At 73.6% G+C, this 15,043-nt stretch carries 14 protein-coding genes; 10 read left to right on the top strand and 4 right to left on the bottom strand.

Annotated features, from left to right (window positions below; translation table 11 throughout):
* Positions 1–83: 83 nt before the first annotated feature.
* The 3 genes from ADK66_RS25660 to ADK66_RS25670 all read right to left on the bottom strand — a co-directional run bounded on the left by ADK66_RS25660 (position 84) and on the right by ADK66_RS25670 (position 3,789).
* Complete coding sequence (locus ADK66_RS25660; RefSeq protein WP_053659665.1) at positions 84–986, bottom strand: RNA polymerase sigma-70 factor; 903 nt, start codon at positions 984–986, stop codon at positions 84–86.
* 131 nt (positions 987–1,117) lie between these two features.
* Positions 1,118–2,863, bottom strand: coding sequence for a sulfatase-like hydrolase/transferase (locus ADK66_RS25665; protein WP_053659667.1), 1,746 nt, complete (start codon positions 2,861–2,863; stop codon positions 1,118–1,120).
* A complete protein-coding gene (locus tag ADK66_RS25670) occupies positions 2,863–3,789 on the bottom strand; it encodes a CDP-alcohol phosphatidyltransferase family protein (RefSeq protein WP_082377667.1) in 927 nt (308 codons plus the stop codon). Before ADK66_RS25670 ends, ADK66_RS25665 begins: the two co-directional genes overlap by 1 nt.
* Before the next feature lie 93 nt (positions 3,790–3,882).
* Here ADK66_RS25670 and ADK66_RS25675 point away from each other — a divergent pair, with 93 nt between their 5' ends.
* The 8 genes from ADK66_RS25675 to ADK66_RS25710 all read left to right on the top strand — a co-directional run bounded on the left by ADK66_RS25675 (position 3,883) and on the right by ADK66_RS25710 (position 12,699).
* A complete protein-coding gene (locus tag ADK66_RS25675; protein ID WP_053659668.1) occupies positions 3,883–4,866 on the top strand; it encodes a zinc-binding alcohol dehydrogenase in 984 nt (327 codons plus the stop codon).
* A 2-nt stretch (positions 4,867–4,868) separates the two neighbouring features.
* Positions 4,869–5,267 (top strand): 6-carboxytetrahydropterin synthase, encoded by a 399-nt coding sequence (locus ADK66_RS25680; protein WP_053659670.1) that lies wholly within the window; start codon positions 4,869–4,871, stop codon positions 5,265–5,267.
* 56 nt (positions 5,268–5,323) lie between these two features.
* Positions 5,324–6,370, top strand: coding sequence for a glycosyltransferase family 4 protein (locus tag ADK66_RS25685; RefSeq protein ID WP_053660045.1), 1,047 nt, complete (start codon positions 5,324–5,326; stop codon positions 6,368–6,370).
* Positions 6,367–7,182, top strand: a complete 816-nt coding sequence (locus ADK66_RS25690) for a class I SAM-dependent methyltransferase (protein ID WP_053659672.1) — start codon at positions 6,367–6,369, stop codon at positions 7,180–7,182. The genes ADK66_RS25685 and ADK66_RS25690 overlap by 4 nt, the downstream gene beginning before the upstream one ends.
* A 64-nt stretch (positions 7,183–7,246) precedes the next feature.
* Positions 7,247–8,185, top strand: coding sequence for a lysylphosphatidylglycerol synthase transmembrane domain-containing protein (locus tag ADK66_RS25695; RefSeq protein WP_053659674.1), 939 nt, complete (start codon positions 7,247–7,249; stop codon positions 8,183–8,185).
* A 58-nt stretch (positions 8,186–8,243) separates the two neighbouring features.
* The gene (gene ribA / locus ADK66_RS25700) at positions 8,244–8,936 is read left to right on the top strand and encodes a GTP cyclohydrolase II (protein ID WP_053659677.1); all 693 of its coding nucleotides are present in this window, start codon (positions 8,244–8,246) and stop codon (positions 8,934–8,936) included.
* Complete coding sequence (locus tag ADK66_RS25705) at positions 8,933–9,646, top strand: dihydrofolate reductase family protein (protein ID WP_053659679.1); 714 nt, start codon at positions 8,933–8,935, stop codon at positions 9,644–9,646. Before ribA ends, ADK66_RS25705 begins: the two co-directional genes overlap by 4 nt.
* Positions 9,647–9,900: 254 nt before the next feature.
* Entirely contained in the window at positions 9,901–12,699 is a 2,799-nt protein-coding gene (locus tag ADK66_RS25710) for an Hsp70 family protein (RefSeq protein WP_053659682.1), read from the top strand.
* Positions 12,700–12,718: 19 nt separating this feature from the next.
* Here the strand turns inward: ADK66_RS25710 and ADK66_RS31040 are convergent, their stop codons facing one another.
* On the bottom strand, positions 12,719–13,186 hold the full coding sequence (locus ADK66_RS31040; RefSeq protein ID WP_231640193.1) for a Rieske (2Fe-2S) protein: 468 nt from the start codon (positions 13,184–13,186) through the stop codon (positions 12,719–12,721).
* 147 nt (positions 13,187–13,333) lie between these two features.
* On the opposite strand from ADK66_RS31040, the gene ADK66_RS25720 reads away from it, so the two are divergent.
* Positions 13,334–13,906, top strand: coding sequence for a nucleosidase (locus ADK66_RS25720; RefSeq protein WP_082377668.1), 573 nt, complete (start codon positions 13,334–13,336; stop codon positions 13,904–13,906).
* 204 nt (positions 13,907–14,110) lie between these two features.
* Entirely contained in the window at positions 14,111–14,977 is an 867-nt protein-coding gene (locus ADK66_RS25725) for a S1 family peptidase (RefSeq protein ID WP_053659686.1), read from the top strand.
* The last annotated feature ends 66 nt before the right edge of the window (positions 14,978–15,043 follow it).

The raw sequence follows: 15,043 nt of genomic DNA on the forward strand, positions 1-15,043 counted from the left end.
AGTTGCGCTAGGGGAGCCTAACGAGGCATTTGTCTATCTTTGGCAAGTTTGAGACAAATGTCAGGAGCGGGCTGGTCCGTCGGTCAGCGGCGCAGGGCGGTCTCCTGCCGCATGTGCGAGAGCTTCTCCGGATTGCGCACGGCGTACAGCTCGGTGATGAGCCCGTCGTCGATGCGCAGCGCGACGACCGCGTCGATCTCGCCGTCGAGTCGCAGAACCAACGCCGGATAGCCGTTGGCCTCGACCGGCTCCGCCGACAGGTCGGCGACCAGGTCCGGCCTCGCGGTCAGCAGGCGGGCCACCTTGACGGCTCCGGTGATCGGCCGCGGGATCGCCTGCCGGATCCCACCACCGTCGCCGATCAGCACGACGTCCGGTGCGAGGATGTCGAGCAGCCCCTGCAGGTCACCGGTCTCGACCGCCCGGCGGAACGCCTCGACCGCCTGTCGGGCCTCGGCCCGGGAAACGATCCCGCGCGGCCGACGCGCCGCGACATGTGCCTGCGCCCGGTGCGCGATCTGACGGACCGCCGCCGGACTCCTGTCGACGGCTTCGGCGATCTCGTCATAGGCCAGGTCGAACACCGTGCGCAGGAGGAACACGGCCCGCTCGGTGGGGCCGAGCGTCTCCAGCACCAGCAGCATCGCCATCGAGACGCTCTCGGCCAACTCGACGTCCTCGGCGACGTCGGGCGCTGTCAGCAGTGGCTCGGGAAGCCACGAGCCGACGTAGGACTCCCGGCGCCGGCCGAGGGTCCGCAGCCGGTTGAGCGACTGACGCGTGGTGATCCGGACGAGGTAGGCGCGCCGGTCCCGCACAGTGGAAAGGTCGACGTCCGCCCACCGCAGCCACGTCTCCTGGAGGACGTCCTCGGCGTCGGCGGCCGAGCCGAGCATCTCGTACGCCACAGTGAAGAGCAGGTTGCGGTGGTCGACGAACGCCTCGACGGCCGGGTCCGGACACTGCCCATCCGACGTGCTGGTCACGCGCGGCTCCTGTCTCCTCGATCGGGACGTCTCCGATAAGACACCGGTCCGCCGCCTTCTGTGACACCGTGCCCGCGCGGGGGAGGAGGCACCCGCGACACATCGACAGTCCTGCCGGCGTCCGGCCCAGGTCAGCGCGGCGCGGCGAGCGGCGGCGGCGAGGTCCCGAACGTGGTCAGGAAACGGTCGCGGAAGGTGTCCATCGGCCACACCGGAGCCTGCGGGCCGGGCCGTAACCCGTCCTGCCACTCCCAGCCCGCCACCCGGTCCAGCACGGCCCGATCCCGGGCGACGATGGTGATCGGCACGTCCCGGCTCGCGCCCTCGCCGGTGACCACCGGGGAGGGCTGGTGGTCACCGAGAAACACAAGCACCAAGTCGTCGTCCCCGTACGTCTGCACGTAGGAGATCAGCGTCTGAAGCGAGTAGGCGATCGCCTGCCGGTAGCCGGCGCGAGCCCGCCCGGTGTCCCGGTCGTCGGTCTCGCCGTCGTCGGCCGCGGCGGCGTCATTGTGGTAGACGGAGCCGTCGCCCACCTGGTCCCAGCCGATCATCTGAGGCACCGCCGTCCACGGCGAGTGGCTGGAGATCAGCGGGATCTGCGCCATGATCGGGCGGTCCGCCGCCGCCCGGACCTGCCGCTGGAAGAACGACAGCGTGTACTGGTCGGGCATCGGGGCGTAACTGAAATTCGGGCCCCGGTAGCCGAGCGCCTCGGCGTCGAAGTAGCGATCGTAGGAGAAGAAGCCCTGCTCCGGCCACGGCTGGGTGGCTGCCGGCAGCACCCCGACGGTCTGCCAGCCAGCCCTGCGGAACGCGCCGTTGAGGGTCAGCCGGTCACTGGCCAGCAGGGCGCGGTGCCGCTGCTCGTTGTCCGTCCACAGCCCGGACAGCAGTGTGTCGTGCGCCAACCAGCTGCCGCCGCCGAACGTGGGGGAGGTGAGGAAGCCGCTGCGGCTGCCGTACCCGGCCGCGCGTAGCGCCTCGGTCCCGGCGTCCAGGACCGCGTTGACCTGCGGCGCCAACTCCGGGTTCTCCACCGCGTCACGACCGTAGCTCTCCACGAACGCGAGGACGACGTCCTTGCCGCGCAGCCCGGTCAGCAACTGCTCACCCGGGACATCCCGGAACGGGTCGCTGCCGATCTTCGCGGTGAACCGCCCACTGTCGCGCAGCCGGTCGTCCACCTGGCGGGCGTGCGCGCCGACGAGCGCGGTGGCCCCGGCGTCGGCCACCGGCACGCCGGGCACGATCCGCACCTCGACCACGGCGCACGCCACCCATGCGACGGTGAAGGCCGCCACCACCCGCGTCGCCGCCCGCTCGTGACCCGCCAGCAGCGCCGCGAACCGCCGCAGCGCCACTGTCACCACAAGCACCAGCACGACGATCACCAGCACGACGCCGACCGCCGCGCCGAGGGCGCCGGCCCGGCCGGCCGAGTCCCTGACGAAACCGAACGCGTCATCGAGCAGCAGCCAGTCCAGCACCAGGTCGAACGGCCGGTCGAGGGCCGTGCGGAAGCCCAGATCGGCCAGCTTCACGACGGCCAGCAGGCCGAGCACCGGCCCGACCACGGCCACCACCGCCCGCCGGGGCCGCGTCGGCAGCGCCAGCAGAAGCGCGGCGAGGAGCAGCCCCTCCAGCGGGATGCGGACGAACGCGCCGGGAGTCAGCTCACTGAGCCGGTCCGGGCCGACAAGCACGCCGTACACAAGCAGAACCGCGACCGCCGCGCCGAGCGCCCGCCGCGTCCGGCCGCGACGGCCGTCGGACCCGGCCGGCACTTCTGGGGTACGCGGGGAGTCGTCGCCGGTGCGCGCGGGGCGCGGACGCTGCGGGACGGTCAGCCGGCGCAGCCGGTCGGGAAGGCGCATCATCGCGTCCAGTGTGCGGGGACCGTGGCGCCCGAGAGGGTGGCCATCGCGGGTACGGGCAGCAGCGGCGGCACGATGACAGGCGTCTGCCCGTCGGTCAGCGGCAGCGCCACCGGAGTGTGACCGGGCGCACGGGCCAGCGGCGTGGCCCCGGCCCGACCGGTGACCAGCCGCGCGGCCGGCGCGGGAGCCGGCGCCACAGCGACCCGGGGACGTGCCGCCGGCTGACGTCGGGACGTCGGGCGGCGTCGCCACAGCCAGGCCACGTCCCTGCCGAACGACTCGATCAGCAGCGCCAGCGCCGCCACCAGCACAAGCGTGGTCCACGACCGCGGCAGCACCTCCGCGGCGGCGACCGCCAACAGCACCCCCTGCGCGGCGGCCACCACCTTGCGCCAGAGGCGCGGTGGCAGCGACCCACCCAGCCAGGGCAGCACCGCGCTCGCCGCGACAAACACGTACCGCATCAGGCCGATGGCCAACACCCAACTACCGGCGGCCGGGGCGACGTACACGCTGAGCACCAGGATGAGGAACGCGTCGACCTCCATGTCGAAGCGCGCACCCAACGCGCTCACCGTGCCGGTGCGCCGCGCGACCTGGCCGTCCACCGCGTCCAGCAGCAGGGCCACCGCCGTCACAGTGACCAGCAGCCCCACCGGCGTGGGCCGGTCGAACGAGTCCACCACCAGCGCGGTGACGGCGCCGACCAGGACGGCCCGGGTCAGCGTCACCCGGTCGGCCGGGCCGAGACCTGACGCGCCGGACCGGCGCAGACCCCGGCTCAGGGCGAGACAGGTGACCGCCGCGTAGCCCAACCCGGCCAGCCAACCGGCCCCGGTCAGACCCACTGTGGCGGCGAGTGCTGCGAGCACGACCAGTTGGGCGGTGAGCCCGATCACCGGACCGCTTCGAACTGTGGGCACCGTACCTCCGTGTTTATGATCGACGACCCCGACAGGGAACACGGAAAACACGGCCGTTCGGTTCGGTCCAGAGCGAAGGTGAGGTGCGCGACGGTGATCCGCGAGGCGTACGCCTGCTGGGTGCGCGAGCCCGGCGTGGCGGAGATCCGGCCGCTGTCGCTGCCCGAACCGGGCCCCGACGAGGTGCTGGTACGGGCCCGTTACTCCGGCGTCAGCCGGGGCACCGAGACGCTTGTCTTCGCCGGCCGGGTGCCCCCCGACCAGTACGCCTCGATGCGCGCCCCGTTCCAGGAGGGCGACTTCCCCGGCCCGGTGAAGTACGGCTATCTCAACGTGGGCGTTGTCGAGCAGGGCCCGCCGGAGCTGCTCGGGCGTACCGTCTTCTGCCTGCACCCGCACCAGAGCGCGTACGTCGTGCCGGCCAGCGCAGTGGTGCCGGTGCCGGATGACGTCCCGCCGGCCCGCGCGGTGCTCGCCGGCACCGTGGAGACCGCTGTGAACGCGCTGTGGGACGCCGCGCCGCTGGTAGGCGACCGGGTCACGGTGATCGGCGCGGGCATGGTGGGCTGCTGCGTCGCGGCGCTGCTGGCCCGGTTCCCCGGGGTGCACGTCGAACTCGTCGACACCGACGCCCGGCGGGCCGGGGTGGCCGGGGCGCTCGGCGTCGGGTTCGCCAGGCCGGACGACGCGGCCGGTGACCGGGACCTGGTGGTGCACGCCAGCGCCACCGCCGCCGGGCTGCAACGCTCGCTTGACCTGCTCGCCCCAGAGGGCACTGTGATCGAGCTGAGCTGGTACGGGGACCGCCCGGTGCAGGTGTCGCTGGGCGGGGCGTTCCACTCCGGACGGCTTACCGTACGCAGCAGCCAGGTCGGCATGGTGGCACCCGCGCGGCGGGGTCGCCGCAGCTACGCCGACCGGCTGGCCCTGGCCCTGGACCTGCTCGACGACCCTGCCTTCGACGCGCTGATCACCGGCGCGTCCCGGTTCGCGGAGCTGCCCGACGTGCTCGCCCGCCTGAGCACTGGCGAGTTGCCCGCGCTGTGCCATCTCATCACCTACGACGACGGGGAGTGACAGTGTTCAGCGTTACCGTTCGGGATCACATGATGATCGCCCACAGTTTCCGGGGCGAGGTGTTCGGCCCGGCCCAGCGCCTGCACGGCGCGACGTTCGTGGTGGACGCGACGTTCCGCCGGCCCGACCTGGACGCCGACGGCATCGTGGTCGACATCGGCCTGGCCACCGAGCTGTTGCGGGAGGTGGTCGGTGAGCTGTCCTACCGTAACCTCGACGACGAGCCCGCGTTCGCCGGGGTGAACACCACCACGGAGGTGCTGGCGCGTACCGTCGCCGACCGGCTGGCCGAGCGGGTGCACGCAGGCGCGCTGGGGGAAGGGGCACGTGCGCTGGCCGGCATCACCGTCACCCTGCACGAGTCACACGTCGCCTGGGCCAGCTACGAGCGGTCACTGTGATCGGTGCGGGCCGGGCGGCGTCGCACGACCGGCCCGCCGCCGACTCCGCACCAGCCCTGGATGAGCGCCGCCGGGTGGTGCACGTCGTGCTGCCCGGCGACATCGACGACCCGGCCACGCCCAGTGGTGGCAACTCCTACGACAGGCGGATCTGCGCGGGGCTCGACGAGCACGGCTGGTCGGTGCGCGAGCACCCGGTGCCGGGGGAGTGGCCGAATCCCGACCCGGGAGCCCGTACGGCGCTGACCCGGCTGCTCGTCGATACGCCGGACGACGCAGTGGTGCTGCTCGACGGTCTGATCGCCTCGACAGTGCCGGACCTGCTCGCCCCGCACACCCGACGACTGCGCCTTGTCGTCCTTGTGCACATGCCGCTTGACGACGAGGCCGAGGCCCGCGCGCTGGCCACCGCCCGCGCGGTGGTCACCACAAGCGAGTGGACCCGGCGCCGGCTGCTGACCCGTCACCGCCTGCCCGCCGACCGGGTCCGTGTCGCCCCGCCGGGGGTGACACCCGCGCCGGTGGCGACCGGCTCGCCGAGCGGGGACCGGCTGCTCTGCGTGGCGGCCGTCACCCACCACAAGGGGCACGACGTGCTTGTCGACGCCCTGACCACGATCGCCGGACGACGCTGGACACTTGTCTGTGCCGGCACGCTGACCCGGGAGCCTGACCTGGTCCGCCTGCTGCGGGAGCGGCTCGCGGCGGCCGACCTCGACGACCGGGTCCGGCTGGCCGGTCCGCTGACCCCGGTGGCGCTGGACGCCGCGTACGCCGCCGCAGACCTGTTGGTGCTGCCGTCGCGCGGGGAGACGTACGGCATGGTCGTCACCGAGGCGCTGGCGCGCGGCCTGCCGGTGCTCGGCACCGACGTCGGTGGCCTGCCGGAGGCGCTCGGTCACGCCCCCGACGGCACCCGGCCCGGAATGCTGGTGCCGCCGGACGATCCGGTCGCGCTGACCGGCGCGCTGACGCGGTGGCTGGACGACGGACCGCTGCGTGCCCGGCTGCGGCACGCCGCGCTCGCCCGGCGCGACACCCTTTCCGACTGGCCGGTGACCACAGCGCGCCTGGCCGCAGTGCTCGAGGAGGTGGCGGAGTGACCGCCGAGACCCTGCCGTTCGCCGACTGGCTGCGCCTGCGCGAGCCGGCCGACGCGGCAGCCCGCGCCGAGGACCTGGTGGACGCCGTCCGGCCCCGGCTGACCGGCGGCACCCCGACGCTCATCCACGACCTGGGCAGCGGCACCGGCTCGATGAGCCGCTGGCTGGCCGCCCGACTGCCAGGCCCGCAGCACTGGATCCTGCACGACCGCGACCCGGACCTGCTGGCCCGCGCCGCCGAGGGCATGGTCGGGGTGAGCGCCGCCGACGGCGCACCGGTCACAGTGGACACCCGCTGCGGCGACCTCACCCGGCTCACCACCGCCGACCTGACCGACGCCGCGTTGATCACCGCGTCCGCGCTGCTGGACATGCTGACCGCAGACGAGGTCGACCGGGTGGTGGACGCCTGCGTCGGCCGTCCGACCCTGTTCGCGGTCTCGGTGACCGGGCTGGTTCGGTTGACACCGACCGACCCGCTGGACACCGTCGTCCAGGACGCGTTCAACGAGCACCAGCGGCGTACCGTCGACGGCCGGCGGCTGCTCGGCCCGGACGCCGCCGTGGCCACGGTCGCCGCGTTCACCAGGCGGGGCGTGACCGTGCGGGAGCGGCCCAGCCCGTGGCGGCTCGGCCCGGAGCAGGCCGACCTGACCGCCGAATGGTTCCGCGGCTGGCTGGGCGCCGCCTGCGAGCAGCGCCCCGACCTGGTCGGCCCGACGCAGGCGTACGCCCAACGCCGGCTGGCCGACGCGGCCGCCGGCAGGCTCGACGTGCTGGTCGAGCACTGTGATCTCCTCGCGGGCGGATGAACCGTCGACACCCTGGGTACGTGCACTAGGGCAAGTGGACGATCTTCAGGAAGGACCGGCGCCGATGGTGTGGGCCTGGGCACGAGTGGTCGGCGGGGTGGGTCTGCTCGCTGTCCTGCTGTGGCAGGTGGGCGGCGGTCCGTTCCTGGCCGGGGTGCGGCTGATCGACGCGCCGGCGCTGACCGCGGCACTGCTCATCGGCGTCCTCACGACGGTCTGCGCGGCATGGCGGTGGAGTCTCGTCGCGGGTGGCCTCGGTGTGCGGCTGCCGCTGGCGACCGCTGTCGCGCACTGCTACCGGGCGGTGTTCCTCAACGCGACGCTGCCCGGCGGTGTGCTCGGCGACGTCCACCGCGCGGTGCGCCATGGGCGCGACGCCGGCGACGTGAGCCGGGGCATCCGCGCTGTGGTCTGGGAACGTGCCGCCGGCCAGGTGGTGCTTGTGGGCGTCGCGCTCGTGGTGCTTGCGGCGTTCCCCTCGCCGGTGCGGCAGTACCTGCCGGTCGCCGCCGCGGTGTTGCTGACCGCCGGGTTGGCCGCCGTGCTGCTGGCTCGGGTCCTGCCCCGGACCGGCGGCTCGCGGTGGGCACGGGGTTTGCGCACTGCCGTCGCTGACGTGCGGTCCGGGCTCCTGTCCCGGCGGACCTGGCTCGGTGTGCTTGTCGCCTCCGCCGTCATGGTCGCCGGCCACCTGGCGACGTTCCTGGTGGCGGCACGTACCGCCGGCTCGGACGCCTCCCTGTCACGGCTGCTGCCGCTGACCCTGCTGGCCCTGCTCGCCATGGGTCTGCCGCTGAACGTCGCCGGTTTCGGCCCGCGCGAGGGGGTGGCTGCCTGGGTGTTCGGCGCGGCAGGTCTCAGCGCCGCCGAGGGCGTCGCGACCGCCACCGTCTACGGTGCCCTCGTCCTGGTGGCCAGCCTGCCCGGCGCCGCCGTTCTGCTTGCCCGCCGTGCCCGCAAGCCCACCACCGCACGGGAAGTCGTCACCAGTGACGGCTGTTGAACAGGTGGTGAGACGGTACCCGTCGCCGCGTGACGGTGACGCCGGACAAAGGAGTCCCATGCCCGAAGCACTGCCGGTCGCCACGATCCGTACCCAGGTCACGGTGCCTCTGGCGTTCCCTGACGGCTACGCCACGACGGTCCGCGTGTTCTCGTTCAAGGGCCTGGTCGACGGCCGGGAACATCTCGCCCTCGGCGTCGGTGACTGGGCCGGCGCGCTGGACCGGCTCGCCGCCGGTGGTGAGCCGCCGCTGGTCCGCCCGCACAGCGAGTGCCTGACCGGCGACGTGTTCGGCAGCCAGCGCTGCGACTGCGGGCCGCAGTTGCGCGAGGCGGTGCAGCGGATCGCCGAGACCGGCGGGTTCCTGCTGTACATGCGTCAGGAGGGCCGGGGTATCGGCCTGTACGCCAAGCTCGACGCGTACGCCCTTCAGGACGCCGGGTTGGACACCTACCAGGCGAACGTCGCGCTCGGCCGTGGCGAGGACGAACGTGACTACAGCGCGGCCGCGCAGATGCTCGCCACCCTCGGTGTACCGCGCGTCCGGCTGCTCAGCAACAACCCCGACAAGGCCGAGCAGTTGACCCGGCTGGGCGTGGCGGTCACCGAGCGTGTCCCCACGAGCGTTTTCCTGTCCCCGGCAAACGCCGAATACCTGGCGGCGAAGGCGGCGAAGGCGGCCGAGATCGAGGCGGCGGAAGCAGCCGGGTCCGAGGCGGTCCTGACCCCTGACCGGCCCGTCTCCCGGTGAGCTGCCGGCCGGCGCCACCGCGGCCGTACGTGCTGCTGAGCTGCGCCACCTCCATCGACGGCTACATCGACGACGCCTCCGAACAGCGGCTCATGCTGTCCAACGACGACGACCTGGACCGTGTCGACGCCGTCCGTGCCTCCTGTGACGCGATCCTGGTCGGCGCCGCCACGGTCCGCCGCGACGATCCCCGCCTGCTGGTGCGCTCCGCGGCACGTCGCGCCGAGCGCGTGGCGTGTGGCCGGCCCGCCTCGCCGACGAAGGTGACGCTGACCGCCCGGGGGGACCTCGACCCGACCTCCCGGTTCTTCACCGCAGGCGATTCGGCCCGGCTCGTCTACTGCGCCACCGGCGCGGTGGAGAAGGCGCGGGAACGCCTCGGCCGGCTGGCGACAGTGGTGGACGCAAATGAGCCGGTCGACCCGGCCTGGGTCCTTGCCGACCTTGCCGACAGGGGCGTACGGCGGCTGATGGTGGAGGGCGGCGGGACTGTGCACGCCCAGTTCCTCACCGCCGGCCTCGCCGACGAGCTGCACCTGGTGGTCGCCCCGTTCTTCGTCGGTGACGGCCGGGCGCCCCGGTTCGTCGGTGAGGGACGTTTCCCCTGGCACCCGGGCCGTCGCGCCCGGCTGGCCGAGACCCGCCAGATCGGCGACGTGGTGCTGCTGCGCTACGCCCTCTCCGACCGCTGCGCCGACACCGACGGCTGACCGCATCGGGGCGCCCAACCCGACGGCGTCGAACAGTTCCGAGACCACTGCGAGCCGCCCGGCCCGGGGCAGCCTCGCTGGAAGCCTGATGACTCTGAGGCATATTGATGCCTCAGAGTCATCACCCTCAATCGCGGGACCAGGGCCGTGTGCGGTCGACAAATGCGCGCTGCGCACCGTGTGATCAGCGCACCTGCGTCGGCTGCGTACCATGCGGGGCTGGGTTTCCTCGTCGCGGCGGAGGTATCGGGCAGATGGCAGGCCAGCACGACGGTTTCGCCCTCGGCGTCGACCTCGGCACCTCCAACACGGTCGCGGTGCTGCGCTGGCCGGACGGGCGGACCCGGCCACTGCTGATGGACGGGCAGCCGGTCAGCCCGTCCGGCGTGTACGCCGACCCGGACGGCACCCTGCACGCCGGCTGGGACGCCCGACGGTTGGCGCAGGCCGACCCGGCCCGGTTCGAGCCGAACCCGAAGCGCCGGGTGGACGAGCCGGCGGTGGTGCTCGGTGACCGCTCGTACCGCCCGACCGACCTGCTCGCCGCGGTGCTGGCTGCCGTCGGGCGGGCCGCCGTCAACACGGTGGGCTTCCTGCCTCCGGCGGTGCTCACCTTCCCGGCGGCCTGGGACGCGACGCGGCGGCAGGTCCTCGCCGACGCGCTGTTGCAGGCCGGCTGGCCGCCAGCCGCCGAGCACACCCTCGCCGGGCCGACGCCTCCGGGCACGCGGCTGCTGCGTGAGCCGGTGGCCGCCGCTCGCTACTACACGCAGGTGCTGCACCGGCCGGTGCCGGTCGGCGGCGCCATCGCGGTGTTCGACTTCGGTGGCGGGACACTCGACGTGGCGGTGCTGCGCAACGAGGGCGCCGACCCGTGGGGCGACTCGGGGTTCAGCGTGGTGGCCGACGGCGGCCTGCCCGACCTCGGTGGCCTGGATCTCGACGCGGCGCTGATGCGGCGGGTCGGTGAGCTGCTCGGCGAGCGGCACGCCGCGCAGTGGGCCCGGCTGGTCGGGCCGTCGGACCCGGCGCAGCGCCGTGACCAGGTCCGACTGTGGGACGAGGTCCGCGGCGCGAAGGAGACGTTGTCGCGGTCCCCAGTGGCGCCGGTCGCGGTACCTGGGGTGCCCGAGGCGGTGCAGCTGACCCGGGCGGACGTCGAGCGGGCGGCCGCGCCGCTGCTGCGACGCGCGGTGGACCGTGCCCGGGAGGTCATCGCCGCCGCCGGGCTCAGCCCCGACCAACTCGCCGGGCTGTTCCTCGTCGGCGGCTCGTCGCGGATCCCGCTGGTGGCCCGCATGCTGCACGCCGAGTTGGGAGTGGCGCCGACGGTGCTGGACCAGCCGGAGCTACCGGTGGCCGAGGGCGCGCTGACGGATCTGCCGCTGCGTCGACAGTTGCCGACGCCGGCGTACGCGGGAGCACCCGTCGCCCCGCCGGTATCTCCCGTGCCGCCACCGATCGGCCCGCCGCCGGTGCCGTCGTCGCCCGCGTCGACCATGCCGTCGTCGCCCGCGCCCACCGCGCCGACCGTGCCGTCATCGCCCGGGTCCACGGCGCACACCGTGCCGTCACAGACCGGGCCGCCGGGGTGGCCGCCGCACGCGGGGCCGACAGTGCCCGGGCCGGCGGGCCTGCCCCGGACCCTTGTCGGTGGGAACGCCGGAACGCCGCCGCCTCCCTCGACCCCCCGGTCGTCCTGGCGTCGGGTGCGCTGGGTGGCGCTCGGCGCGGTGCTCGCCCTGGCCGGCGTGGTCACCGCGGCGACCCTCTACCTGACCCGGGACCGCTACCCGGACCTGGAGTTCGGGTCGCTGCGTGAGCTGGCGAGGCACCAGGCCGGCGCCGAGCGGCCGCGCGGAATGTGGACGGCGGTGCTCGACGACCGCGCCTACCTCGGCTACCCGCTGCCGGACAACCGGCTGGAGGTGGTCGCGGTCGACGCCGGCACAGGCGACCAGCTGTGGCGCAAACCGACGAACCTCACCGCCGACAGGTGGACAGGGTTGGTCGCCGTCCCGGGGGCGGTAGCGGTTCTCGCCGACGGCTCGGGTAGCACCCCTGGTGCGGTGGCGGTCCTCGACGGCAGCTCGGGCGCGCAGCGCTGGCAGCGGTCGATTCGAGGCGACGACGACGTCCACCTCTCCGGCGACATCGCTGTGCTTGTGGACCGCACCGCCGGTCAGCTGGTCGGTCTGCGTATGGGCGACGGCACCGAGAAGTGGAACACGCCGAGCCCCCGGGACCAGAGCGGCGGGTTCCGCACCGCCGTCCGGCCGGTGGGCAGCGACAAGGCCGCGAGCGGGCCGGCGTTCCTCGACGGTACGCCCCGCGACCCGTGGGCGGGCAAGGGGCGGCGGCTCGTGCAGATCGGCGCGGACCGCTCTGCGCGGCTGCTCGACGTGGCAACCGGCGCTGTGCTGCGCGAGTGGGGCAACGTCGCCGACCTCGACGACCTGGTGGTGGCGCACGAGGACCGGCTCTACGTGGCCGGCAACGAGGGTGGGTTCCAACTGCTTGCGTACGACCTGGGCTCCGACGCCGCCCCGGTGGTCCTCTACCGGGCCGACAACGACCAGCACCGGCCGAAAGGGCTGGTGGCCTGCGGCGAACGGCGGGCGTGCCTGGTGCAGGTGCAGAGCGGCGACGCCGAGCGCACCGAGGTGGTGGCGGCCACCGAGGGCGAGACAGCGGTCCGCTGGTCGGCGCCCGGCACCACAGCTCTGGTGCCTTTGGGCGAGCACATGCTCACCCAGCGGGAGTATCCGAAGCCGACCGTCACCCTCTACGACGCCGCCGGCAAGCCGCTGGCGCTGCGCGACCGCCCCGGCGTGGCAGCCCGGCTGGACGCCGGCAACCTGCTGGTGTTCGCCGAGGCGCCGAGCACGGTGGCGGACAACCGCAGCGTCGCCGGCGTGTGGGCCGGGTCGGGCGAGTTCGACGAGTTGGGGGAGCTGCGGGACGTCCGCAGCGCGTCCTGCTCCTGGAATACCCGGCTGATCGCCTGCGGCGCCGACAAGGACTTCGTGCTGTACCGCTTCATCGACGGCTGACCGCGTCGCCCCACAACAGTCAACCGCGGACGATGTTCGTGCCGTCGACCCGGATGGGAATTTCGGTGAGGCCCGTGGTGGCCGGGCCACCGAGGCGGGCGCCGTCGCCGACGGCGAACGTCGAGTTGTGCGCGGGGCAGGTGATCACCCCGTCGCGGGGAGCGCCGACGCGTACGCCCTGGTGCGGGCAGGTCGCGTCGTACGCAGTGAAGGTGCCGGCCTCGGGCTGCACGACGAGCACCCCGCCGACGAGCGTGCCACCGCCGACCGGCACGTCGCCGGTGCTGGCGAGCACCGCGCCAGGTTCGGCAGCCGGCTGAGGGGAGGATTCGTCGCCGGTGCCGCAGGCGCTCAGCACTCCGGCCGCGCCGATCGCTCCGGCACCGGTCAGCAGCGCCCGCCTGCTCAGGCACCAGCGCTTGTCGCGGAGGAACTCCTGCCCGTCGTACACCTCGTCACCTCTTTCGTCGGCGGACCGGACCGTCAAGGTCGTACGTCGCGGTGGTCCGCTGCGCCAGCCTGCCCCAGCCGGCTGGACGCGGGATGCGACGAAGCTGGACGTTGCCTGTACGCCGGCCGGTTCGCGCCCCGAGGCGACCGGCTGCCCCTGCGGCGGCGGCCGTACGATGCTCCGGTGAATCTTCGAGGTACGGTCCGGGCCGATCGTCCACTGGTGGTGCTCGCTGTCGGGGAGGAGGCCCGCTACCTGCCGCCCGACCTGCCGGTGCTGCTCACCGGGATCGGCAAGGTGAACGCCGCCAGCGCTGTCGCGACGGTGCTGGCCGTCGGGCCGCGCCCGAGCCTGCTGCTCAACCTGGGCACGGCCGGGGCGCTGCGCCCCGGCCTGGCCGGCATCCACGAGATCGCCACAGTGCTCCAGCACGACCTGGACACGACCCTGCTGCTCGCGCTCACCGGCGAGACCTACGGGGCGCCGCTGGCGTTGGCGACCGAGGGCGCGGTGCTGGCCACCGGCGACACGTTCGTTGCCGACGACGCCGCCCGGGACAGATTGGCGCAGCGTGCCGACCTGGTCGACATGGAGGGGTACGCGGTCGCGTGGGCCGCGGCGCAGGCCGGTGTGCCGTGCCGGCTCGTCAAACAGGTGAGCGACGAGGCGGGGGAGGGTGCGGCCCGTACCTGGCAGGAGGCGGTGGACGCGTGCGCCCGGGACCTCGCCGAGTGGGCCGGTCGACACCTGGTCTGACCGTTGCGGTCAGGTGCCGGGCCCGCGTGCCTGCGCCGCGGTCTCTCCGGTGGTCATGCGGCCTCCCGTGTCTCCGGAATTATCGGCGGCGCCGGCACGGCCCGTCCGGGGATCGACGATTCCGCCCGGCCCGCTGTTGCCACGGCCACGGCTGCCGGGCGATGCTCGCTGTATCCACGTATCTCGATTTCTGCGGAGGCTCGGATGCGCCGCTCGCCGCTCGTCGCCGTCGTCCTGACCGCCCTCCTGCTCGGCGCGCCCGGCGTCGCGCGCGCCGCCGTCCCCGACCGTGCCGCCGTTCCCGACCGGGTGGGCGAGGCCGTCACCGCGCTCGCCGGGGTCCGTACGGCGGGCACCGCATGGGGATTCGACCCGGCCACCGGCCGAATGACCCTCACTGTCGACGACACCGTGACCGCCGCTGAGGTGGCGACGCTGCGGACGGTCGCCGACCGGACAGGCGTCCTGTTGCGCCGGGAACCCGGCACGCTGCGCACCCTGATCGCCGCCGGGCAGGGCATCTACGGCGGTGGTGCCAGGTGCTCGCTGGGCGCCAACGTGCGCAGCGGCAGCACCTACTACGTGGTCACGGCCGGGCACTGCACCGCCGCCGCCAGCACCTGGTACGCCGACAGCGCGCAGACCACAGTGCTCGGCACCCGCACCGCCACCAGTTACCCCGGCAACGACTACGGGCTGATCCGCTACACCAGCAGGATCGCCCACCCGAGCGCGATCCACACCTATCCGGGGCTGCTGACCGTCAACAGCTACGGCAATGCGTACGTGGGTCAGGCGGTCTGCCGCAGCGGGGCGACCACCGGGGTGCGGTGCGGCACCGTCACCGGGCTCAACCAGACCGTCAACTACGCCGGTGGCTCCGTCTCCGGCCTGATCCGGACCAACATCTGCGCCGAGCCGGGTGACAGTGGCGGGCCGCTCTACGTGGCGTCCACCGGCGTCATCCTGGGCATCCTCTCCGGCGGCAGCGGCAACTGCACCTCCGGCGGCGTCTCCTACTACCAGCCGATCTCGGAGGTGCTGGCGGCGTACGGGCTGACGCTACCCTGACCATCGTTGCACTCAGCGCAACGGTTGCTCAGGCAGCGCAACGGGCCTAGGCTCGGCGGCACCCCG

The organism is Micromonospora sp. NRRL B-16802, from assembly GCF_001279555.1.
GTDB classification, from domain to species: Bacteria; Actinomycetota; Actinomycetes; order Mycobacteriales; family Micromonosporaceae; genus Micromonospora; species Micromonospora profundi.

Bases quoted from the DNA above. Each gene is read 5' to 3' on its own strand.
- ADK66_RS25665 (WP_053659667.1), bottom strand. From the start codon at position 2,863: ATGCGCCTTCCCGACCGGCTGCGCCGGCTGACCGTCCCGCAGCGTCCG.
- ADK66_RS25695 (WP_053659674.1), top strand. From the start codon at position 7,247: ATGGTGTGGGCCTGGGCACGAGTGGTCGGCGGGGTGGGTCTGCTCGCT.
- ribA (WP_053659677.1), top strand. From the start codon at position 8,244: ATGCCCGAAGCACTGCCGGTCGCCACGATCCGTACCCAGGTCACGGTG.
- ADK66_RS25710 (WP_053659682.1), top strand. From the start codon at position 9,901: ATGGCAGGCCAGCACGACGGTTTCGCCCTCGGCGTCGACCTCGGCACC.
- ADK66_RS25725 (WP_053659686.1), top strand. From the start codon at position 14,111: ATGCGCCGCTCGCCGCTCGTCGCCGTCGTCCTGACCGCCCTCCTGCTC.